Origin of the sequence: Paracoccus aminovorans (assembly GCF_001546115.1) — a bacterium.
Taxonomy (GTDB): domain Bacteria; phylum Pseudomonadota; class Alphaproteobacteria; order Rhodobacterales; family Rhodobacteraceae; genus Paracoccus; species Paracoccus aminovorans_B.
Genome location: NZ_KQ955208.1, coordinates 160,793 through 182,403, shown reverse-complemented (window position 1 = coordinate 182,403; position 21,611 = coordinate 160,793). Strand labels below are relative to the sequence as shown.

Here is a 21,611-nt window from a genome sequence, read left to right as displayed (position 1 = left end):
TCCCGACCCGACAGGCGGACGCTAGAGCGCGGGTGCAGCGCCGTCACGCGAAATCGGCGGGGTTGACGCCGGGACAGCCCCGGCGCCGACACTCAGCCCTTGAGCAGCGCGCGCAGGCTGGCCATGGCGCGCTCGGGATCCTCGCGATAGCCGATCAGCCCGGCATATTCGCCCTGATCGTCGAAGAGCAGCATGGTCGAGGAATGGTCCATGCTGTAGCCGCCGCCGTCTTGCGGCACCTTGCGGGCATAGATGCGGAAGGCCTTGACCGCCTTGGCGACCTCCTCCGGGCTGCCCGAGACGCCGATCACCCCCGGCGCCCAGGAGACATAGTCGCGCAGCGTCTCGACCGAGTCGCGCTCGGGGTCCACGGTGACGAAGAACACCCGCAGCTTGTCGGCATCAGGGCCCAGTTCCTCGCGCCAGCCGGTGACATCGCCCAGCGTGGTCGGGCAGACGTCCGGGCAATGGGTGAAGCCGAAGAACACCGCCGAGGCCTTGCCCTTCAGCGCCGCCTGGCTGAATTCGCTGCCGTCGGTGGCCTGCAGGCGATAGTCGCCGCGCCCCAGGGCGGCGGTGCCGGTGTCCGAAAGCTGCGTCAGCCGGGGCGAGACGACCTGCGTCCAGCCCACGATCCCCAGCGCCACCACCACCAGCGTCCAGAGCAGGTAACGCAGCTTGCGCAGCGATCCGCCGCGATCAGTGCTCGCCATGTCCGCCTCCTTTCGCGTCATGCTTGCCCGAACCCATCGGACCCACCGTCATCGGCAGCTCGACCGGCCCGGCCTTTTCGAACTCCAGCGTGACCGCCAGGGTCTCGCCCTCGGCCAGCGGCTTCTTCAGATCCATGAACATGATGTGATAGCCGCCGGGTTTCAACTCGACCGTGCCGCCGGCGGGGATGGCCAGGCCGTCGGGCAGTGCGCGCATCTGCGTCACCTCGCCCTGCATCGCCATTTCGTGGATCTGGGCGTCGTCGGTGATCTGGGGCGCGCTGACGGCGACCAACCGGTCCTCGGCACCGCTGTTGGCGATGGTCAGGAAGGCGCCGCCGACGGGTGCGCCGGGCGGCGTCGCGCGCGCATAGGCGCCGCTGATCTTCAGCGTGCCCAGCACCACCGGCGCGGCGGCCGGGGCATGGCCATGGCCGCCGGCCTTGGCCTTGGTCACCGTGACCGCGGGCGCGGGGTTGGGCAGTTCCTCGTTGCCCGAGACATCGGTCCAGTCCGCCTTGGCCGAGGCGCATTCCTGCACGGTCGGGAAATACAGCACCGTGCCCGGCGCCACGTCCTTGCCGACGGTGCCGCGGATGACGAATTCGTCATACCAGTCGTCCTGCAACTCGCCGCCCGACCAGACCACCTGGCGCGTGCCTTCGGTCATCGGCGTGCCGTGGTTGTCGAAGGGCTTGGCATAGGCGCCCTTGATGGTTTCCAGCGTCCAGCCGGCCTTGGGCATCGGCTTGGCGTTGTAGAAGCCTTCGGGCAGGTCGACCCGCAGCGCCTGTGTGGCCTGGCCGTCGCAGCCATGGCCGATGCGGATGACCGCGCGATAGGCGGCGCCGGCCGGAGTCTGGGCCGCTTCCAGCGTGGCATGGGCCAGGGCCGGCACGGCGGCAAGGCCCAGGGTCGCGGCGCAGAGGGCGCCAAGGATGTGATTTTGCATGATGATTCTCGTCTGACGGGGTGGGCCGCGCCGCATGGGCGGCGGCAGGTCGGTCTGCGGTGTCGGTCAGACGAGGCTCGGCGGCCCCCGAGCCGGGGCGGCGCGCACCACCGCGCGATGCAGATGCCCGGGTCGTTCCGCCGCCCGCGCGATGCGATGCGGCTGCGGCACTGGCGGCAGGGCGGCTGTCGGCGCGGCCTGCAGCAGCGGCTGGTTATGCGGCGCCCAGTGGCAGGGATGCTGGTCGCCGTCGGGGGATTGCGCCGGCTTGATGCTGCCGTCGGCGGCCATCACCATCTCGACCATGTCGCCGCCGGCGCAGAGCACGACGGTCACGCCGCCGGCGGCATCGCGGGCAAGCATGTTGCCCGGCACGATCAGCGAGGCCAGCAGGAACGGCAGCACGGCCAGCCAGACCGTCAGTCGGCGGGTGATGCTGCCTTGGCGATGCCGGGCCCTGGGGGTCATGGTTCCTGCGCGAAAGCGGTCCTGTCCCTTGGGGATGGCAGAAAACCCCGCGCCGGGAAAGGGACAATGTGCCGCAGCACCCGCCCGGCTTGAGCCTGCCGCGCCTTGCGCTAATCTGGCCGCATCCAAGCGAAAGGCACGCGCCATGGCCGAGATCACCCTGCTTGTCGGCAAGGCCGCCCCCCTGCCCGGCTCCGACCAGACCAGCGGCATCGACAAGCATCCCGTCGACCGGCCGCTGCGGCTTGGCCCGCAGGGATTCGAAGGCGACGAGCAGGCCGACCGCCGCGTGCATGGCGGCCCCGAGAAGGCGGTGCATCATTATGCCTTCGATCACTATGCGGGCTGGGCACAGGAACTGGCAGCCTTGGCGCCGGGGGTTTCACACCCCCGGACCCGCGAGATACCGGGGGTTTCACACCCCCGGACCCCCGTGGGATATTTCTCCAAGAAAGAATTGCTCGGGGCGCCCGGGGCCTTCGGCGAGAATATCTCGACGCGGGGGCTGACCGAGGCGGATGTGGCGGTTGGCGACGTCTTCCGGCTGGGCTCGGCCCTGGTCCAGGTCAGCCAGGGGCGGCAGCCGTGCTGGAAGCTGTCACGGCGCTTCGGCGTGGCGGACATGGCGCGCCGGGTGCAGGACAGCGGCCGCACCGGCTGGTATTACCGCGTGCTGGAACCGGGGGTCGTCGCGCCCGGAGACCGCATCGAGCGGATCGACCGCATGGCGCCCGAGTGGTCCCTGGCCCGGCTGTGGCGCGCGCTTTACGTCGATCGCATGAACCTGGCCGAATTGCAGGGCATCGCCGCACTCGAGGTGCTGGCCGAGGGCTGGCGCCGCTATGCCGTCCGCCGGCTGGAGAGCGGCCGGGTCGAGGACTGGTCGCGCCGGCTCGAGGGCCGCGCATGAGCCTGGTGATCTCGATCCAGAGCCAGGTGGTCATGGGCCATGTCGGCAATTCCGCCGCCGTCTTTCCGATGCTGGCGGCGGGGCTCGAGGTCGCGCCGGTGCCGACGGTGATCTTTTCCAACACGCCGGATTATCCCACCCTGCGCGGCCGGCCGCTGCCGGCGGATTTCTTCGCGGAGCTGCTGCAGGGCCTGTGGGACCGCGAGTTGCCGCAGCGTGCCGATTTCCTGCTTTCGGGCTATATCGGCTCGGTCGAGGTGGCGGGCCTGCTGGCCGATTTCGTCGCCCGCGCCAAGGCGGCGAACCCGCGCCTGCGCTATTACTGCGATCCGGTCATGGGGGATGAACTGCCCGGCCTGTATGTCCCGCGCGCCATCGCCGACATCTTTCGGGACCGGCTGCTGCCGCTGGCCGACATCGCCTCTCCGAACCCGTTCGAGGTCGCACATCTGACCGGGCAGCCCGTCGCCGAACTGGCCGATATTCCCCGCGTGGCCCAAGCCTTGCGCATGGCGCCCGGCGCAGAACTGATCGTGACCGGCTGCCGGCTGCGCGAAACGGCCGAAGGCATGCTGGAAAGCGTCATCCACGGCCCCTCGGGCCTCAGCCGCCACCCGACGGCGCATCTGCCGCTGGCGATGGCGGGGACGGGCGATCTGTTCGCCGGCCTCGTCACCGCCGCCCTGGGCCGAGGCCGGCCCCTGCCCCAGGCGGTGGACTTTGCCCAGGTCCAGACGGCCCGCGCCCTCAAGCGCGGCGCCGAACTCGGCAGCAAAGAGGTGGTCCTGACCGACCCCGATTTCCGCGCGGCGCTTCTGACCCTCTAGCTGTTTGATCCGAGGGCTGGCCCGAATGATCGCACGCTTCGCTCGCGACGCTGAGCCGAGAACCGGGCATCAACGCGAAGACGATGGCGAAGTGGCGCAAGCGGACGACCGTCTAGGATATGAAAACGGGGCCGAAGGAGCCACGATCCACGACACTGAGCGCGCAGGAATGAGGGCGCGAATGCCGCTGGTTCGAATGACCGCCCGAATGCGATGGTTGTGGCGTTCAGGCGCCACAGGCTGCTCCCCTTGGATGACTGTCTCTAGGCCCTGCAACGATACCACATCTGACGCGCTCGGCCTTGCAGCGCTGCCTGCAGCGGCATGGAATATCGCGCCTGCCGGACGTGGAGGGTGACAAGCCGAAGCGCCAGAAGGCGTTACCCCATGGGCTTCTTTCACATCGACATCGCGGAGCTGCAGACCGCCGAAGGCAAGCTGTATCTCTTTGTGGCGATTGATGGAACCAGCAAGTTCGCCTGTGTCCGCCTTGTCCAGAAGGCCGGCAAGATGGCTGCGGCCCAGTTCCTGCGCGACCTCAGCGCAGTGCCTTACCGGCTGCATAAGGTGCTGACCGACAATGGCATACAGTTCGCAAACCGGAGTTGTGACACGACGGCCTTCGAGCACATCCTCGGCCGGGTGTGCCGTGAACATGGCATCGAGCACAGGCTGACGAAGGTAAAGCATCCTTGGACCAACGCCCAGGTCGAGCGGATGAACCGCACGATCAAGGGGGTGAAGCGGATCAGAAAACGATCCGGGGGTCGTTTTCCCGCTTAACGTCAAGCGCTTCCATTACGACAACCATGATCAGCTGCGAACGCACCTCGACGACTTCATCGCCGCCTGTAACCTCGCTCGTCGGCTCAAGACGCTCAATGGCCTTACACCCTACGAATACATCTGCAAGATCCGGACTTCAGAGCCAGACAGATTCATCGTCAATCCGATCCACCAGATGCCGGGACTGAACAACTAGCCCTTCTTCAGCGCATTCATCAGCGCCGCCCCCAACGCGCCCGGCGCGCCGCTGGCGGGGCCGGCCGATTTCGGGCCCCGCCCGGGCTGCGCCTTGGGCGCACGCTCGGCCTGCGCATCGCGCGCGCTCGCGCCGCCGTCCTTGCGCATGGTCAGGCCGATGCGCTTGCGGGCCACGTCCACCTCGGTCACGCGCACCTTGACCACGTCGCCGACCTTCACCACCTCGTTGGGATCCTTGACGAAACGGTCGGCGAGCTGGCTGATGTGCACCAGCCCGTCCTGGTGCACGCCGATATCGACAAAGGCGCCGAAGGCCGCGACATTGGTCACCGTCCCTTCCAGGCTCATGCCGGGTCTCAAGTCCTTGATGTCCTCGATCCCCTCGGCAAAGCTCGCGGTAACGAAGCTCGGGCGCGGGTCGCGGCCGGGCTTTTCCAGCTCGGCCAGGATGTCGCGCACCGTCGGCAGGCCGAAGCTGTCATCGACGAAGGCTTCGGCGCGCAGCCCGGCCAGCGCCTGCGGCTGGCCCATGATCTGGCGGATGTCGCGGCCGCAGGCGGCAACGATCCGGCGCGCGAGGCCGTAAGCCTCGGGGTGGACCGAGGAGGCGTCGAGCGGCTCTTTCCCGTCGCGGATGCGCAGGAAGCCGGCGGATTGCTCAAAGGCGCGCGGCCCGAGCCCCGCCACCTTCTTCAGCGCCGCGCGCGAGGGGAAGGCGCCGTTCTGGTCGCGCCAGGCGACGATGTTCTGCGCCAGCGACGGCCCCAGCCCCGCGACATGCGCCAGCAGCGGCGCCGAGGCGGTATTCAGGTCGACGCCCACCGCGTTCACCGCATCCTCGACCACCGCCTCCAGCGTGCGGGCCAGCTGGCGCTGGTCGACGTCGTGCTGATACTGGCCGACGCCGATCGATTCCGGCGGCACCTTGACCAGTTCGGCCAGCGGATCCTGCAAGCGCCGCGCGATCGAGACCGCACCGCGCAGGGACACGTCCAGGTCGGGGAATTCGCGCGCCGCCAGTTCGGAGGCCGAATAGACCGAGGCGCCGGCCTCGCTGACGATGACTTTGAGCGGCGGCTTCACCCCCTCGGGCAGGCGCTTCAGCACATCGGCGACCATGCGCTCGGTCTCGCGGCTGGCGGTGCCGTTGCCGATGGCGATCAGCTCGATCTTGTGGCGCAGGATGGCGGCGGCCAGCGCGGCCTCGGCGCCGCGCAGGTCGGATTTTGGTGGAAATGGATACAGCGTCGCCGTCTCGACCAGCTTGCCGGTCGCATCGACGGCGGCCAGCTTGACGCCGGTGCGGATGCCGGGATCAAGGCCGATGGTCGGGCGCGGGCCGGCAGGCGAGGCCAGCAGCAGATCCTTGAGATTGCGGGCGAAAACCCGGGTCGCCTCGGCATGGGCGCGGCTGCGCAGCTCGGCCAGCAGGTCGATGTACATGGTGTTCGACAGCCGCACCCGCCAGCACCAGCCGGCCATCTTGCGCAGCCAGGCATCGCCCGGCAGGGTGCCCAACCGCCCCAGCGCCTGGGCGACGATGCCCTCGGCCCGGGCCGCGCCGGTCTCGGGTTCGGGGGCGATCTCGACCGTCAGCACCTCTTCCTTGACGCCGCGCAGGATCGCCAGGGCGCGATGCGCGGGAATAGCGGACCATTTCTCGGCATGGGCGAAATAGTCGCTGAACTTGGCGCCGGCCTGCTCCTTGCCCGGCACCACACGCGCCGAGACGATGGCCTCGGCCTGCATGAATTCGCGCAGCCGGCCCAGCAGGGCGGCGTTTTCGGACAGCTCCTCGACCAGGATGTCGCGGGCGCCGTCCAGTGCCGCCTTCACCTCGGGCACCGTCTCGGTCAGATAGGCGGCGGCCAGCGTCTCGGGCGCCGACGCACGGTCGGCCTGGATGGCGCGCAGCAGCGGCTCCAGCCCGTTTTCGCGCGCGATCATCGCCTTGGTGCGGCGCTTGGGCTTGAAGGGCAGATAGATGTCCTCGAGCGCGGCCTTGGTCTCGGCGCCCGCGATGGCGCGGGCCAGATCCTCGGTCAGCTTGCCCTGCCCCTTGATGGAGTCGAGGATCGCGCCGCGCCGCGCCTCGAGCTCGCGCAGATAGGCCAGCCGTTCCGACAGGTTGCGCAGCTGGGTGTCGTCAAGGCCGCCCGTCACCTCCTTGCGGTAGCGGGCGACGAAGGGCACCGTGGCGCCGCCGTCCAGAAGCCCGGTCGCGGCAACGACCTGCGCAGGGCTTGCGTTGATTTCCCGGGCGATGATGCGGGCGATGCGGTCGGCTGCGTCCAATTCCGGCGTCCTTTCCTGCTGGATCGCCAGTCTTACCCAAAGCCGCCGCGCCCGCCAAGCGCCGCGGTTCAGCTCAGCCGCAGGGCCGAGCGCAGCTGGGTTTCGAAGCCGGCGTCCAGACGCGGCAGGCGCATGTCGCCCTGCGTCGTCTCCATCGCGCGCCACAGGTTGGCGACCGCCTGCCAGTTCAGGTCCGGCTCGACCTCGGTTTCGACCAGATGCAGCTGGCCGGCCAGCCAGCGGAAGGCCACCCCCGCCAGCAGCGCGTTGGCATGGGCCAGCGCCTGATCGGCCAGATCGTCGTCCAGCTGGGCCTCGGCGATCGACAGGAAGCCGCCGAGATCCTGTTCAAGGAAAAGATTCTGCGCCTCGATCAGGTAGCTTTCGCAGATCGAGAAGCCCAGTTCGCACCATTCCGGCACCGAGCCCGTAAAGCCCAGCCCGGCGATTTCGATGCCCGAGCCATGCAGATGGTCGAAAACCCATTCGCCAGCCGCTTGCGCCGCGCCTGCAACATGCAGGGACTTACCATTCACCACCATCACCCACCAACCGAAAATTGAGACCATTCAATGAAATACAATTAAAGCGATCTCGGGCCCCAGAGGCCAGTTAACCTTTGGGACAGGTGTGGCTGGTGTCCTGACGGTGGGTCAGACCACTGAAAAGGCGAAACTTTCCAGCCCCTCGCCCGATCAGGGACTGAGCTTTCCGGTTGTGCGAACCAAGGGAAAACCCAACCCCAACCTGCAAGGGCACGATTCGATGCGCGGCCGGACGTCCCGGCCGCACACCCGCGTCAGTTGAAGTCGAAGACGTTCGACAGCAGGATCGTGTCGCCGGTGTCGAATGTCAGCAGCGTGCCCCGCGCCACCTCCGAGACCGAATAGCTCATCCCGCGGTCGAATTGCAGGATGTCCACGCCCTCGTCGAAGGCCAGCACGGTGTCGTGGCCGAAGCCGGCGTGGAAGACCAGCGTGTCGACGTCGCCGTCGCCCGGGGCCTGCCAGCTGGTGAAGTCGCCATTGGCCGAGATCAGGTCGTTGCCGCGCCCGCCCTCGATGGTGTCGCGATCCTCGCCGCCCTCCAGCGTGTCGCGGCCATTGGTGCCGATCAGCAGGTCATTGTCCCAGCGGGTGTTGAACTGGATGCCGGTCGCATTGACGCCGACGCTGGCATTGGCACCGGTCACCGTGTCGCGGCCCTGGTGGGTCCAGCCCTGCTCCATGCTTTGGAAGTGCAGCACGTTGTGGACATCGCCCATGTCGGTATAGGCGCGGCCCTTCGAGCTGGTGATATATTCGACATAAGCGCCGGTGTGATCCGGCTCAACCGACCAGATGTTGATCAGGTCGTGGCCGGCGCCGCCATAGATCGTGTCATTGCCCGGCGCCACGTCGTCGCCCAGGCCCCAGCGGATGTTCTCATCGCCGAGGCCGCCATAGATCAGGTCGTGGCCGGTCGAGGACTGGATGAAGTCGTTGCCGGCCCCGCCCCAGATCGAGTCGTTGCCCGCGCCGCCGTCCAGCACGTCGTCGGTCGCGGTGCCGGTGATGATGTCATGGCCGGCGCCGGCATAGATGGTGACGCCATGCACCGGCGTGCCGGAATGCGCCTCCTTCAGGATCGAACCGGCGGCGCGGATCGTGTCATTGCCGCTGGTGCCGTAGAAACGCTCGATTCCCTCGAATTTCAGGCTGTGGCCGCCGACCTTGGCCAGCCCGTCTTCGGTGGTGGCGAAGCGGACGTTGACCCCGGCATTGCCCTGGATGTGCAGCTGGTCCCCGCCCGTGCGGTCCAGATAGGGGTTCGGATCATAGCGTTCGCCCTGGTCGCCGCCGATGAACGTATCCTGGCCGCTGGGGGTCCAGTAGAAGGTATCCGCGCCGGTCAGCCCCTGGATGCGGTCGTTCACAGACGTGCTGTAGATGAGATCGTCGTTGTTTGTTGGCATGTGGTGTCCTTTCTCGGGGCTTGGCTAAGCACGCGAGGCTTCCGCAGGTAAAGCTGGCCGATTCGGCTGCGGCGCCATCGCGCCGAAAGCCTGTGACCCGCTTGGCAAGAAGCTGCTGGCCTGTCCTCCTCCATGCTTGCGCAGGCTAAATTGGACATATTAAGGACGGGTGAATTGCGGGGAGATTCACTCTGGGCGTGCAAAAATCGTGCGATACCCACAGGATAAGTCATGCCTGCCCGATGGCCCGATGCACGGAAAACCCGCACAAGACGCGAATCGGCCGTGACTGGCCGCCCTGCGGATGATCCGGTGCTGTTTCGGTGGTGCGGGTAGAGGGACTTGAACCCCCACGCCTTGCGGCGCCAGGACCTAAACCTGGTGCGTCTGCCAATTCCGCCATACCCGCGGCGCGATCCGGGGGCCAGGGCCGGCGGATCGCTGCCGTCATAGCAAAGCCCCTCGGCGCGTGCGAGCGGAAAAGTCAGCCCGCCAGCCGGTGCAGCACCGCCGGAAGGCGCTCGGGCAGATCCTCGGCGATCAGGCCGGGGCCGAAATCGCGCGCCGCTTCGGCATGCAGCCAGGCGCCGGTCCCGGCGGCGGGCAGCGGCGCGAAGCCGCGCGCCAGCAGGCCGGCGACAATCCCGGTCAGCACGTCGCCCGCCCCCGCCGTCGCCAGCCAAGGCGCCGCGTCGGCGCCCAGGGCGGCCGCGATGCAGGCGGTGCCGTCCGGGGCCGCGACCACCGTGTCGGGCCCCTTCAGCAGGACCGCGCAGCCGGCCCGCGCTGCCGCCAGCCGCGCCGCGTCCAGCCGCGAGAAGGCCGGCCCCGCCTCGGCCGGCGCCGCAAGCCGGGCGGCGAGATCGGGAAACAGCCGGGCGAACTCGCCGCCATGCGGCGTTAGCAGCACGCGGGGGTGCAGCGCCGCGAATAAGGCCTCGGGGCGGTCGGCAAAGGCGGTCAGCGCATCGGCGTCGAGCACCGCGGCGCGGCCCGAGCCCAGCGCCTCGGGCACCAGTGCCCGGGCCCGCTCAAGCCCCAGCCCCGGCCCCAGCGCCACGGCGCTGAGCCGCGCATCGCGCAGCAGGGCGCGCAGCCCGGCGGCATCGGCCAGCGGCGTCAGCATCACCGCATCCAGCCGCGCGGCATTTTCCGCCAGCGCCTCGGGCGGGCAGGCCAGCGTCACCAGCCCGGCGCCGACCCGCAGCGCCGCCCGGGCCGAAAGCCGTGCCGCGCCGCCATGGCCATGCCCCCCGCCCAGCACCAGCACATGGCCGTGGTCATATTTGTGCCCGGCCCGTTTCAGCAAGTCCGGCAGCGGCCCGGCCAGGCCGACGCAGGGACCGGCGCGGTCCTGCCATGGGCCGAGGCCGATGTCGGCGATGCGCAGGCGCCCCGCCAGCATGCCGCCACGATCCAGCACATGGCCCAGCTTGGCGCGGTGAAAGCTGACGGTCAGCGCCGCCGGCGGCAGGTCGGCATCACCAAGCACCCGGCCGCTGTCGGCGCAGATGCCGCTGAGGATGTCGACCGCCACGATGCGCCCGCCCCGCGCCGCCGCCGCCCGCAGCAGCGCGGCGATTTCGGGCGCCAGCGCCCGCTGCAAGCCGGTCCCGAAAAGCGCATCGAGCCACAGCACATCGGGCTCCAGCTCGGCCGTCTCCAGCGCCCCCAGCGGCAGCGCCTCGCCGCCCCATTCCGCCGCGGCCGCCCGCGCGTCCGGCGTCGCCGGCGGCGCCAGCGCGGCAAGCCGCACCCGCCAGCCGCGCAGCGCCAGCAGTCGCGCCACGACATAGCCGTCGCCGCCGTTGTTGCCCGGCCCGCACAGGATCACCGCCTGCCCCGGCCGCATCGCCAGCGCGGGCCACTGGGCCAGCAGGGCGGCCACCACCCCGGCCCCGGCCCGGCGCATCAGTGCAAGCCCGCTGACCGAGCCCGAGCCGATGGCCGCATCCTCGACCGCGCGCATCTGTCGAGTCGTCAGGATCTCGGGCCAGCCGGACATATCGTCGCTCATAATTTAGGCATTCCGCACAATATTAAGGCAGCCATCCGGGATTTGCCAGTTTCATGCCGCATTCCCCGCCAAGCCGCATGGACTGGCCCCATCAAACCCGCCAATCAGGGCGCAGGCAAGTCGCGAGAGAAGGATCAGGCGATGAAGAAAGTCGAAGCCATCATCAAGCCCTTCAAGCTGGACGATGTGAAAGAGGCCCTTCAGGAAGTCGGCGTGCAGGGCCTTTCGGTCACCGAGGTCAAGGGCTTCGGCCGGCAAAAGGGCCATACCGAGCTTTATCGCGGCGCGGAATATGTCGTGGATTTCCTGCCCAAGGTGAAGATCGAGATGGTGCTGCCCGACGACCTGGTCGAGGCCGCCGTGGACGCGATCATCTCGGCCGCACGGACCGAAAAGATCGGCGACGGCAAGATCTTCATCCTGCCCGTCGAACAGGCGATCCGCATCCGCACCGGCGAGACCGGCGACGACGCCGTCTGATCCACCCGCGCAGTTTTTCGATGACACTCGCCCGGCGGCGGCGCCGGGCCGACTGATGGAGGAAGGAACCCCAATGCAAGTCAAGGACGTTCTGGATCTGATGAAGACGGAAGAGGTCGAATATGTCGACGTCCGCTTCACCGATCCCAAGGGCAAGCTGCAACATGTCACGCTGGTCGCCGACCTGGTCGACGAGGACTTCTTCGAGGAAGGCTTCATGTTCGACGGCTCGTCGATCGCCGGCTGGAAGTCCATCGACCAGTCCGACATGAAGCTGATGCTCGACCCGTCCTCGGTCTACATCGACCCGTTCTATGCCGAAAAGACGCTGTGCGTGCATTGCAACGTGGTCGAGCCCGACACCGGCGAGGCCTATCCCCGCGACCCGCGCGGCACCGCGGTCAAGGCCGAGGCCTATCTGAAATCCAGCGGCATCGGCGACACCGCCTATTTCGGGCCCGAGGCCGAGTTCTTCCTGTTCGACGACGTGAAATACCAGATCTCGCCGCAGAAGGTCTCGTTCGAGATCGACTCGGTCGATGCCGCCTGGAACACCGACACCGCCTATGAGGACGGCAACCTCGGTCACCGCGCGCCCCACAAGGGCGGCTATTTCCCGGTGAACCCGATCGACGCCGGCCAGGACATCCGCGGCGAGATGCTGTCCACCATGAAGCGCATGGGCATCAAGGTCGACAAGCACCACCACGAGGTCGCCTCGGGCCAGCACGAGCTGGGCATGATCTTCGGCGGGCTGGTCCAGCAGGCCGACAACATCCAGAAGTACAAATACGTCATCCACAACGTGGCGGCGGCCTATGGCAAGTCGGCGACCTTCATGCCGAAGCCGATGAAGGGCGACAACGGCTCGGGCATGCACGTCAACATGTCGATCTGGAAGGACGGCAAGCCGCTGTTCGCCGGCGACAAATATGCCGACCTGTCGCAGGAGGCGCTGTGGTTCATCGGCGGCATCCTCAAGCACGCCAAGGCGCTGAACGCGCTGACAAACCCGGCGACCAACAGCTACAAGCGGCTGATCCCGGGCTTCGAGGCCCCGGTGCTGCGCGCCTATTCGGCCCGCAACCGCTCGGGCTGCGTGCGCATTCCGTGGACCGAATCGCCGAAGGCCAAGCGCGTCGAGGCCCGTTTCCCTGACCCGGCCGCGAACCCCTACCTGGCCTTCGCCGCGCTGCTGATGGCCGGCCTCGACGGCATCAAGAACAAGATCGACCCGGGCCCGGCCTCGGACAAGGACCTGTATGACCTGCCGCCCGAAGAGCTGGCCGAGATCCCGACCGTCTGCGGTTCGCTGCGCGAAGCGCTGGAGGAGCTGGAGAAGGACATGGACTTCCTGCTGGCCGGCGACGTCTTCACCCGCGACCAGCTGGAGGGCTACATCAAGCTGAAATGGGAAGAGGTCTATGCCTATGAGCATACCCCCCACCCCATCGAATACGCGATGTATTACAGCTGCTAAGCCGGCTGGACAGTGATCCGGAAAGCCGCCCTTCGGGGCGGCTTTTTCGTGCGCATTTCAGGCAGACAAAAGCAGACAATTGAAATAAATGAAAAATTCTGCGCGGAAATCCGCTTAGGGCTTGCTATCTTGGTTAATTTCGCCTTCTGATTGAGCGGCATCCTTCGGCTTCTCTGGCCGGCGGTTGCTGCCTTCCAGCCTTCGGCAAGGGTCCTCCCTGCCTGTCACAGGAGCTAAGAATGCCTTATTACACACCAATTCCCGACGCGACCATTGATCTGAATGCCGAAACCCCGGTGCTCGGCCTCGGCAACAACCTGCTGCTCAACGAACTCTATACTTCGAACGAATTCTCGCAATATGACGTCGAGGCTACCGAAGCCACGACGCTCGACCGAGGCGACGCGATGTCGCTGGTCGATGCCAATGGCGATTCGCTGGCTGAAGGCACCTTTGCCGGCACGGGCACGCTGTCGACGGCAGCGGTGGGGTTGGACCTTGGCCTCGCCTCGCTTTCGATCCAGCTCAATCCGATCAGCGGCTCCTTCATGACCGCCAGCGATGGCACCGTCAGTTTCGTCAGCGACGAGCCGCTGGATGCGGACCACCTCGGGCTGACCATCACCGGCTCCATCGGCTTGCCGCCCTTCGAAACGCCCATCAACCTGGCCGACATCAATATCTCGGAACTCGCGGACAATGCGCTGCTGGCGCCCTTCGCGGGAGCGATTCAGGACCTGCTCGACACTGTCGTGGTCAATGTCGCCTATGACGCAGAGGGCACGCTGGACCTCGACGACGCCGAGGTCTTCCCCTGCTTCACCGCCGGCACGCTGATCGATACGCCGCAGGGCGCCGTCGCGGTCGAGACGCTGACGGTCGGCGACCTGGTGCTGACCGCCGACCATGGCGCCCAGCCGATCCGCTGGATCGGACGCCGGCGCTTCGATGCCGGCAAGCTTGCCGCCAATCCGGCGCTGGTGCCGGTGCGGATCAAGGCCGGCGCGCTGGGTCCGAACCAGCCGGCCGCCGATCTGCTGGTCTCGCCGCAGCATCGCATCCTGCTGCGCTCGCGCATCGCCCGGCGCATGTTCGGCACGGACGAGATCCTTGTCGCGGCCAAGCAGCTGCTGCTGATCGAGGGCGTCGACCTGGCGCATGATCTCGAGGCGGTGGAATATGTCCACCTGCTGTTCGACCGCCACGAGGTGGTGCAGGCGAACGGCGCCGCGACCGAGTCGCTCTATCTGGGTCCGCAGGCGCTGGAATCGCTGCCCGCCAAGGCGGTGGCCGAGATCATGGCGATCTTCCCGGAACTGGCCGAGCGGCTGCACGAGCCCCTGGGCGCCCGGCTCCTGGCCTCGGGCCGGCAGGCGCGCAAGCTCGCGCATCGCCACGCGCAGAACGGCCAGCCGCTGGTCGCCTGAAAAACCAAGGCCGCGCCCACCCGGCGCGGCCTTTTTCGTCAGGGCGCGAAACTTTCCACCCAGTCGATCAGCCGCGGCAGGCTGTGCCGCTTGAGGTCGTATCTGTCCAGGATCGTCTGCCGCGCCGCCGCCTTCAGCCGCGCCGCCTCGGGGTCGCCGGCCAGGGCCTTGACCAAAGCCGCCTCCAGCGCCGGCTGGTCGAAGAACGGCACCAGCCGGCCGTTCTCGCCATCCCGGACCAGTTCGCGCACCGGCTCGGTATCCGAGGCGACGATCTGGCAGCCGGCCGCCATCGCCTCGGTCAGCGACCAGCTCAGCACGAAGGGATAGGTCAGGTAGCAATGCACCTTGGCGACCTGCAGCAGCGCCAGGTATTGCGGATAGGGCACGCGGCCCATGAAATGGATGCGCGACAGGTCGAGCTGGCCGTCGAGTTCGGCCAGCATCTTCTCCTTCCAGCCGGCGGCATCGCGCGGCGGGCTGCCGTAGCTGACGCCGTCGCCGCCGACCAGCACCACCTGGGCATCCGGCCGCGCCCGCATCACCGCGGGCAGCGCGCGCATGAAGCGGTGAAAGCCGCGATAGGGCTCCAGCGAGCGCGAGACATAGGTCAGCACCTCGTCGCCCGGCCGCAGCACCCGCCCATCCGGCAGGGTGAATTCCGCCGCCGGATTCGGGCAGACCTTGTCGGTGTCGATACCGTCATGGATGACGGTCAGCTTCTGGCGCAGCTCGGGCGGGAAACTTTCGGCCTGATAGCGCGTCGGCGCCAGGCCCGCGTCCGCCTGCACCAGCCCCTGGATCAGATGCGCCGAGCGGGCGATGGTGGCGACCCGGCCCTCGTCGCTGTCGGGGCTAATCTCGGGGTCGAAGCCGACGTCATGGCCACGGGTGCGATACAGAAGCTCGGCATAGACTAGCAGCTTCGCCCGGGGCCAGATCTCGTGCAGGAACAGCGTCTCGCCCCAGCCGGAATGGCCGAAGATCACGTCGGGCGTATAGTCGTGGCGGTCGCGCAGCGCCCGGCAACCGCGCGCGGTCAGCCAGCCGCGCTCGGCATGTTCGCTGTAGGTGCGGCCCAGGATGCCGGGCAGCTTCATGTCCTCGGGCGCCTTGTAGCGCACCACCCGCACCGGGCTGGGGCGCGGGTTCTTTTCGTCGGTCAGCCCCATGACGTGATGGCCGCGCGCCGCCAGCGCCGGGGCCAGGTGCAGGAACTGGGCGGGGAAATTCTGGTGGACGAACAGGATCTTCATTCGATGGCCGTCAGAAAGGCCGCCTCGATCAGGCGGCGGGTGTAGTCGCTTTGCGCATGCTCGAACACGGCCTCGGTCGTGCCCTGCTCGACCACCTCGCCGGCGCGCATGACCATGATCTGATGCGACATGGCGCGCACCACGCGCAGGTCGTGGCTGATAAACAGGAAGGCCAGCCCGTGCTTCTTCTGCAATCGGCGCAGCAGCTCGACGATCTGGACCTGCACGGTCATGTCCAGCGCGCTGGTCGGCTCGTCCAGCACCACCAGCTTGGGGTTCAGGATCATCGCCCGGGCGATGGCGATGCGCTGGCGCTGGCCGCCGCTGAATTCATGCGGATAGCGATGCATGGTTGCGGGGTCGAGGCCGACCTCGCGCATGATCTCGTCGACCATCTGCCGCCGGTCGCGGCCGGGTTCGACGCCGTGGACGCCCAGGCCCTCGGCGATGATCTGCTCGACGGTCATGCGCGGCGACAGGCTGCCGTAAGGGTCCTGGAACACGATCTGCATGTCGCGCCGCAAGCCGCGCAGCGCCCGCCCGCCCAGGCCGGCGATGTCGCGGCCCATATAGACCACCGGCCCGTCGCTTTCGATCAGCCGCATGATCGCCAGCGCCAGCGTGGTCTTGCCCGAGCCGGATTCGCCGACGATGCCCAGCGTCTCGCCCGCCCGCACCGACAGCGTGGCGCCGTTGACCGCCTTGACGTGGCCGACGGTGCGACGCAGGAAGCCGCGCTGGATCGGGAACCAGACCTTGAGGTCGCGGGTCGCGACCACCTCGGGCGGATCGCCGACCAGCGGCTCGGCCCGGCCCTTGGGCTCGGCGGCCAGCAGCATGCGGGTATATTCGTGCTGGGGATCTGCGAAGATGCGCTCGACCGGGCCCTGCTCGACGATCTCGCCGCCCTTCATCACGCAGACCCGGTCGGCGATGCGCCGCACCAGGCCAAGGTCGTGGCTGATGAACAGCATCGACAGGCCCTCGGCGGCCTTGAGTTCGGCCAGCAGCTGCATGATCTGCGCCTGGATGGTGACGTCCAGCGCCGTGGTCGGCTCGTCCGCGATCAGCAATTCGGGGCCGTTCGCCAGCGCCATGGCGATCATGATGCGCTGGCGCTGCCCGCCCGAGAACTGGTGCGGGTAATCGGCCAGCCGCTGTTCCGGGTCGCGGATGCCGACGCGGTTCAGCAATTCGATGATGCGTGCGCGCGCCTGCGCGCCCCGCAGCCCCTGGTGCAGCGCCAGGCTCTCGCCCAGCTGGCGTTCCAGCGTATGCAGCGGGTTCAGCGAGGTCATCGGCTCCTGAAAGATGAAGCTGACGTCATTGCCGCGAACCCGGCGCAGCTCGGCATCCGAGGCGCCGACCAGTTCGCGCCCGGCGTATCTCACCGAACCGGACAGCTCGGCGCTGTCGCCCAGCAGACCGACGGTCGACAGCGCCGTGACCGACTTGCCGGAACCGGATTCGCCGACCAGCGCCACCGTCTCGCCCTTGCCGACGCTGAAGCTGACGCCTTTCACGGCGGGCACCACCTGCCCGTCCTGACGAAACCCGATGCGCAGGTCGCGCACGTCCAGAACCGGCGTCATCGGAAGGTCTTTCTTGGGTCGAAGGCATCGCGCACGCCCTCGAAGATGAACACCAGCAGCGACAGCATGATGGCGAAGGTGAAGAAGGCGGTGAAGCCCAGCCAAGGCGCCTGCAGGTTCTGCTTGGCCTGCAAGGCCAGCTCGCCCAGCGACGGCGCCGAGGTCGGCAGGCCGTAGCCCAGATAATCCAGCGCCGCCAGCGACGAGATCACCCCGGTGACGACAAAGGGCAGCATGGTCAGGGTCGCCACCATGGCGTTGGGCAGGATGTGGCGGAACATGATGGTGCGGTCGCTGACCCCCAGCGCGCGGGCGGCGCGGACATATTCGAAGTTGCGCGCCCGCAGGAACTCGGCCCGGACCACGCCGACCAGCGCCGGCCAGCCGAACAGGATGGACACGAACACCAGCAGCCAGAAGCTGCGTCCCAGGATCGCGAACAGGATGATGATGACGTAGAGCGAAGGCGTCGAGCCCCAGATTTCCAGCATGCGTTGCAGGAACAGGTCGGTGCGGCCGCCGAAATAGCCCTGCACGGCGCCGGCACTGATGCCGATGACCGAGCTGATGGCGGTCACGATCAGCGTGAACAGGACCGACAGCCGGAAGCCGTAGATCACCCGCGCCAGCACGTCGCGCGAGGTGTCGTCGGTGCCCAGCAGATGGGCGCGGTCCGGGGCGCTTGGCGCGGTGCCGACGTTGTTGATGGTGCGGTAGTGATAGGGGATGGCGGGCCAGATCATCCAGCCCTTCTCGACCGCCTCGCCGCCGACCTCGCCGGTGTCGCGGGCCAGTTTCTCGGTGCCCTCGGGGTCGTCCCAGCATTCCTGCCGGCCGCCGGTGACGATCAGGCATTGCACGCCGGGGTCGGTATAGATCGCCTCGGTGCCGAAATCGCCGCCGAAGGCGGTCTCGGGGTAGAATTTGTAGACCGGGAAATACAGCCCGCCCCGGTAGCTGACCACGATCGGCTTGTCATTGGCGATAAGCTCCGCAAACAGCGAGGCCACGAACAGCAGCGTGAACAGGATCAGCGACCAGAAGGCGCGCGTGTTGCGGCGGAAATTGCGCAGCCGGCGGCGGTTCAGTTCCGACATCGCCATCAGCCGGCCCTCCGCTCGAAGTCGATGCGCGGGTCGACCAGCACATACATCAGGTCCGAGAGGATCCCGACCAAGAGACCCAGCAGGCCGAAGACATAGAGCGTGCCGAAGATCACCGGATAGTCGCGCTGCACCGCCGCCTCGAAGCCCAGCCGTCCTAGGCCGTCGAGCGAGAAGATGGTCTCGATCAGGATCGACGAGCCGAAGAACACGCCCAGGAACATGGCCGGAAAACCCGCGATCACGATCAGCATGGCATTGCGGAAGACGTGGCCGTAAAGCACGCGGCGCTCGGTCAGGCCCTTGGCGCGGGCGGTCATGACATATTGCTTGTTGATCTCGTCCAGGAAGCTGTTCTTGGTCAGCAGCGTCAGCGTGGCGAAGCTGGAGATCGTCGTCGCCAGCACCGGCAGGGTGATGTGCCAGAGATAGTCCTTGACCTTGCCCCACAGGCTGAGGTCGGCGAAATTGTCCGAGGTCAGGCCGCGCAGCGGGAAGATCTGCCAATAGCTGCCGCCGGCGAAGAGCACCATCAAGAGCACCGCGAACAGGAAGGCCGGGATGGCGTAACCCACGATGATGATGCCGCTGGTCCAGGTGTCGAAACTGGTGCCGGCGCGCACCGCCTTGCGGATGCCGAGCGGGATCGAGATCAGATAGGCGATCAGCGTCGACCACAGCCCCAGGGTGATCGAGACCGGCATCTTTTCCAGCACCAGGTCGATGACCGAGATCGAGCGGAAGAAGCTGGTGCCGAAATCGAAGCGCAGGTAGTTGCCCAGCATGATCAGGAAGCGCTGCGCGGCGCCGATCTTTTCCTTGTGGCATTCGGGCGATTTCAGGTCGGGCTCGCCCTCATGCGCGGGCGTGCAGGCGATCCTGGCAAAGCCCATCTGCACTTCCAGTTGGTCCAGAAGCTCGGGCGGGATGCCGCGGGCGCCGGCATATTCGGTCGATTGCGCCGCCTGCGCATCGCCGCCGCCGGTGATGTTGCGCAGGGCGTCGCCTTCGCCCTGGACGCGGGCGATGATCTGCTCGATCGGGCCGCCGGGGACGAATTGCGTCAGCGTGAAATTGACCAGCATGATGCCGATCAGCGTGGGTATGATCAGCAGCAAACGCCGCAGGATATAGGCTGCCATCCGCCCCTTTGCTCCGCCTTGCTCTGTGCCCGGGCCCGGGGGCCTAGCGCAGCGCGCCGGATTGTTTCAGCTTTTCCGCCTTATCCGCGTCATACCACCAGAAATCAAGTTCACCCAGCAGATAGGGCGGCAGCTTCTCGGGGTGGGCATAGATATCGTAATAGGCCAGGGTGTAATCGGCCTTGTACCATTGCGGCACCCAGAAGCGCAGGGCGCGCAGGCTGCGGTCCAGCGCATGGACGATGGCGTCCATCTCGACCTGGGTCTTGGCCTCGATCCCCTTCTCGATCAGCGCGTCGATGGCCGGGTTCGCCAGCCCCATCGGGTTGAACACATCGCCCACGTTTTCCGAGCCGAAGACCTGCTCGGTGCCGCCGCCGACATAGAAGCCAAGCTGCGCGAAATTGTCGGTGATCATATCGAAATCATGGCCGCGGGTGCGGTTGGTCATCTCGGCATCGTCGACCCGCGCGTTCACGGCATCGACGCCAAGCGCGCGCAGGTTCTGCACGAAGGGGTTGATGATGCGGTCGAAGCTCTGGTTGTCGTTCAGGATCTCCAGCTTCAGCCGCTGGCCCTTCTGGTTCACGCGCATGCCGTCCGGCCCCGGCTTCCAGCCCGCCTGATCCAAAAGCGCCGAGGCCGCGCGCAGGTTCTTGCGGTCGAGCTGGGTCTTTCCCGAGACCGGCTGCACCACCGCATCCTCGGTCAGGACGCCCTCGGGCAGGTCCTTCGCCAGGGGTTCCAGCAGCGCCAGCTCCTCGGGCGAGGGCTTGCCGGTCGCGGCCAGTTCGCTGTTGTCCCAGAAGCTGTTGACGCGGGTGTTGAGCCCATAGAACAGCGTCTCGTTCGACCATTCGAAGTTGAACATCAGCCCGATGGCCTGGCGCACGCGGATGTCCTGCCAGGTCTCGCGCCGCAGGTTGAAGATCCAGCTTTGCCCGGTGGCGAGATCGCCGTTCGGCAGCACCTCCTGCTTGACCGCGCCGGATTTCAGCGCCGGGAAGTCATAGCGCGTCGCCCAGTGGATCGAGGAGGTCTCGTTGCGGAAGGTATAGACCCCGGCCTTGAACGCCTCGAAGGCGGCGTCGTAATCCGAGAAATACTCCACGCGGATCTTGTCGAAATTGTGCCGGCCCTTGTTGATCGGCAGGTCCTTGCCCCAGTAATCCGGGTTGCGCCTGACGCTGAGCGAGCGCCCCATCTCGGCGCTGTCGAAGACATAGGGTCCCGAGCCCAGGAAGGGGATATTGCTCGACTGTTCGATGTCGCGCTTGTTCTTGCGGAAATCCTCGCGCGAGAACACGATCTGGCTGCCGACCTGCTGGATCACGTCGCGGCGCGGATAGCCGGGCTGGAAGATGAACTTGATCGTATGCTCGTCGATCACCTCGGCCTTGGCGACCATCTTGGCGATGCCGGTGCGATAGGACGACAGGCCCTTGTCGCGCAGAAGCTCAAAGGAAAACAGCACGTCATGCGCGGTCAGCGGCGTGCCGTCCGAGAATTTCGCCTCGGGCCGCAGATGGAAGATCACCCAATCGCGGCTTTCGGGATATTCGATGGTCTCGCAGAGCAGGCAATAGGACGAGCCGCGCTCATCCGCCGGATCCTCCATCAGCCGTTCCAGCATGATGACCGACAGCGCGGTGGCGCGGCCGCGATGGGTAAAGGGGTTGTAGCTGTCGAAGCCGCCGATTCCCCATTCCGAGATCTCGCCGCCCTTGGGCGCATCCGGGTTCACGTAACGCAGATGCGGATAATCCGCCGGCAGTTCGGGCGTGCCGAAGACCGCGATGCCATGCGACACGATGGTCCCGGGCTTGGGCTCTTGCGCGGGGGCGGTGACGGGCAGCAGCGCCAGCAGCAGGGCCATCGGGGCATGTCGCAAAAAGGGCATCGTCATCGGGTGTTGCTCGTCCTTGCATGTCGGGGCCTGATCCGGCCCGCTTGTTGCCCGCAGGCTAGCAGTCGGGCCGGGCGGTTCAACATGCAATTGCGTGATGGGCCG

The 21,611-nt window shown here is 67.2% G+C and carries 17 protein-coding genes, 1 tRNA gene and 1 pseudogene; 6 read left to right on the top strand and 13 right to left on the bottom strand.

Annotated features, from left to right (window positions below):
* Positions 1 to 92: 92 nt before the first annotated feature.
* The 3 genes from ASV56_RS00965 to ASV56_RS00955 all read right to left on the bottom strand — a co-directional run bounded on the left by ASV56_RS00965 (position 93) and on the right by ASV56_RS00955 (position 2,133).
* Entirely contained in the window at positions 93 to 713 is a 621-nt protein-coding gene (locus ASV56_RS00965; protein ID WP_062560408.1) for an SCO family protein, read from the bottom strand.
* Positions 700 to 1,665, bottom strand: a complete 966-nt coding sequence (locus ASV56_RS00960) for a DUF1775 domain-containing protein (RefSeq protein WP_062560407.1) — start codon at positions 1,663 to 1,665, stop codon at positions 700 to 702. The genes ASV56_RS00965 and ASV56_RS00960 overlap by 14 nt, the downstream gene beginning before the upstream one ends.
* 66 nt (positions 1,666 to 1,731) lie before the next feature.
* Positions 1,732 to 2,133, bottom strand: coding sequence for a DUF2946 family protein (locus tag ASV56_RS00955; protein ID WP_062560406.1), 402 nt, complete (start codon positions 2,131 to 2,133; stop codon positions 1,732 to 1,734).
* A gap of 145 nt (positions 2,134 to 2,278) precedes the next feature.
* Here ASV56_RS00955 and ASV56_RS00950 point away from each other — a divergent pair, with 145 nt between their 5' ends.
* The 3 genes and pseudogenes from ASV56_RS00950 to ASV56_RS00940 all read left to right on the top strand — a co-directional run.
* The gene (locus tag ASV56_RS00950; RefSeq protein WP_062560405.1) at positions 2,279 to 3,043 is read left to right on the top strand and encodes an MOSC domain-containing protein; all 765 of its coding nucleotides are present in this window, start codon (positions 2,279 to 2,281) and stop codon (positions 3,041 to 3,043) included.
* A complete protein-coding gene (gene pdxY, locus ASV56_RS00945) occupies positions 3,040 to 3,870 on the top strand; it encodes a pyridoxal kinase (protein ID WP_062560404.1) in 831 nt (276 codons plus the stop codon). Before ASV56_RS00950 ends, pdxY begins: the two co-directional genes overlap by 4 nt.
* Positions 3,871 to 3,899: 29 nt before the next feature.
* Positions 3,900 to 4,852: pseudogene (locus ASV56_RS00940) on the top strand (DDE-type integrase/transposase/recombinase); the annotation flags it as partial.
* On the opposite strand, the gene ASV56_RS00935 reads toward ASV56_RS00940, so the two are convergent.
* The 5 genes from ASV56_RS00935 to ASV56_RS00915 all read right to left on the bottom strand — a co-directional run bounded on the left by ASV56_RS00935 (position 4,849) and on the right by ASV56_RS00915 (position 11,120).
* Positions 4,849 to 7,149 (bottom strand): Tex family protein, encoded by a 2,301-nt coding sequence (locus ASV56_RS00935; protein ID WP_062560403.1) that lies wholly within the window; start codon positions 7,147 to 7,149, stop codon positions 4,849 to 4,851. The pseudogene ASV56_RS00940 and the gene ASV56_RS00935 overlap by 4 nt on opposite strands.
* Before the next feature lie 68 nt (positions 7,150 to 7,217).
* Entirely contained in the window at positions 7,218 to 7,691 is a 474-nt protein-coding gene (locus ASV56_RS00930; RefSeq protein WP_062560402.1) for a hypothetical protein, read from the bottom strand.
* A 257-nt stretch (positions 7,692 to 7,948) separates the two neighbouring features.
* On the bottom strand, positions 7,949 to 9,103 hold the full coding sequence (locus ASV56_RS00925) for a calcium-binding protein (RefSeq protein ID WP_062560401.1): 1,155 nt from the start codon (positions 9,101 to 9,103) through the stop codon (positions 7,949 to 7,951).
* Between the two features lie 324 nt (positions 9,104 to 9,427).
* Positions 9,428 to 9,512: transfer RNA gene (locus tag ASV56_RS00920), tRNA-Leu, on the bottom strand.
* Between the two features lie 75 nt (positions 9,513 to 9,587).
* Entirely contained in the window at positions 9,588 to 11,120 is a 1,533-nt protein-coding gene (locus tag ASV56_RS00915) for a bifunctional ADP-dependent NAD(P)H-hydrate dehydratase/NAD(P)H-hydrate epimerase (protein WP_062560400.1), read from the bottom strand.
* A gap of 141 nt (positions 11,121 to 11,261) precedes the next feature.
* Here ASV56_RS00915 and ASV56_RS00910 point away from each other — a divergent pair, with 141 nt between their 5' ends.
* The 3 genes from ASV56_RS00910 to ASV56_RS22390 all read left to right on the top strand — a co-directional run bounded on the left by ASV56_RS00910 (position 11,262) and on the right by ASV56_RS22390 (position 14,507).
* Positions 11,262 to 11,600: a P-II family nitrogen regulator gene (locus ASV56_RS00910; RefSeq protein WP_010398051.1), complete on the top strand. Its 339-nt coding sequence runs from the start codon at positions 11,262 to 11,264 to the stop codon at positions 11,598 to 11,600.
* A 73-nt stretch (positions 11,601 to 11,673) separates the two neighbouring features.
* The gene (gene glnA / locus ASV56_RS00905; protein WP_062560399.1) at positions 11,674 to 13,080 is read left to right on the top strand and encodes a type I glutamate--ammonia ligase; all 1,407 of its coding nucleotides are present in this window, start codon (positions 11,674 to 11,676) and stop codon (positions 13,078 to 13,080) included.
* A gap of 239 nt (positions 13,081 to 13,319) precedes the next feature.
* Positions 13,320 to 14,507 carry a Hint domain-containing protein gene (locus tag ASV56_RS22390; RefSeq protein ID WP_082724686.1) on the top strand — a complete coding sequence of 396 codons (1,188 nt, stop codon included), beginning with the start codon at positions 13,320 to 13,322 and terminating at the stop codon, positions 14,505 to 14,507.
* A 38-nt stretch (positions 14,508 to 14,545) separates the two neighbouring features.
* Here ASV56_RS22390 and ASV56_RS00895 read toward each other — a convergent pair whose 3' ends face one another.
* The 5 genes from ASV56_RS00895 to ASV56_RS00875 are packed head-to-tail and all read right to left on the bottom strand — an operon-like array spanning position 14,546 to position 21,506.
* Positions 14,546 to 15,763, bottom strand: coding sequence for a glycosyltransferase (locus ASV56_RS00895; RefSeq protein ID WP_062560398.1), 1,218 nt, complete (start codon positions 15,761 to 15,763; stop codon positions 14,546 to 14,548).
* Positions 15,760 to 17,355, bottom strand: a complete 1,596-nt coding sequence (locus ASV56_RS00890; RefSeq protein WP_062560397.1) for an ABC transporter ATP-binding protein — start codon at positions 17,353 to 17,355, stop codon at positions 15,760 to 15,762. Before ASV56_RS00890 ends, ASV56_RS00895 begins: the two co-directional genes overlap by 4 nt.
* Positions 17,352 to 18,458 carry an ABC transporter permease gene (locus ASV56_RS00885; protein WP_062560396.1) on the bottom strand — a complete coding sequence of 369 codons (1,107 nt, stop codon included), beginning with the start codon at positions 18,456 to 18,458 and terminating at the stop codon, positions 17,352 to 17,354. The genes ASV56_RS00890 and ASV56_RS00885 overlap by 4 nt, the downstream gene beginning before the upstream one ends.
* Entirely contained in the window at positions 18,458 to 19,600 is a 1,143-nt protein-coding gene (locus tag ASV56_RS00880; protein WP_062560395.1) for a microcin C ABC transporter permease YejB, read from the bottom strand. The genes ASV56_RS00885 and ASV56_RS00880 overlap by 1 nt, the downstream gene beginning before the upstream one ends.
* Before the next feature lie 43 nt (positions 19,601 to 19,643).
* Positions 19,644 to 21,506, bottom strand: coding sequence for an extracellular solute-binding protein (locus ASV56_RS00875; RefSeq protein WP_062560394.1), 1,863 nt, complete (start codon positions 21,504 to 21,506; stop codon positions 19,644 to 19,646).
* Positions 21,507 to 21,611: the final 105 nt, after the last annotated feature.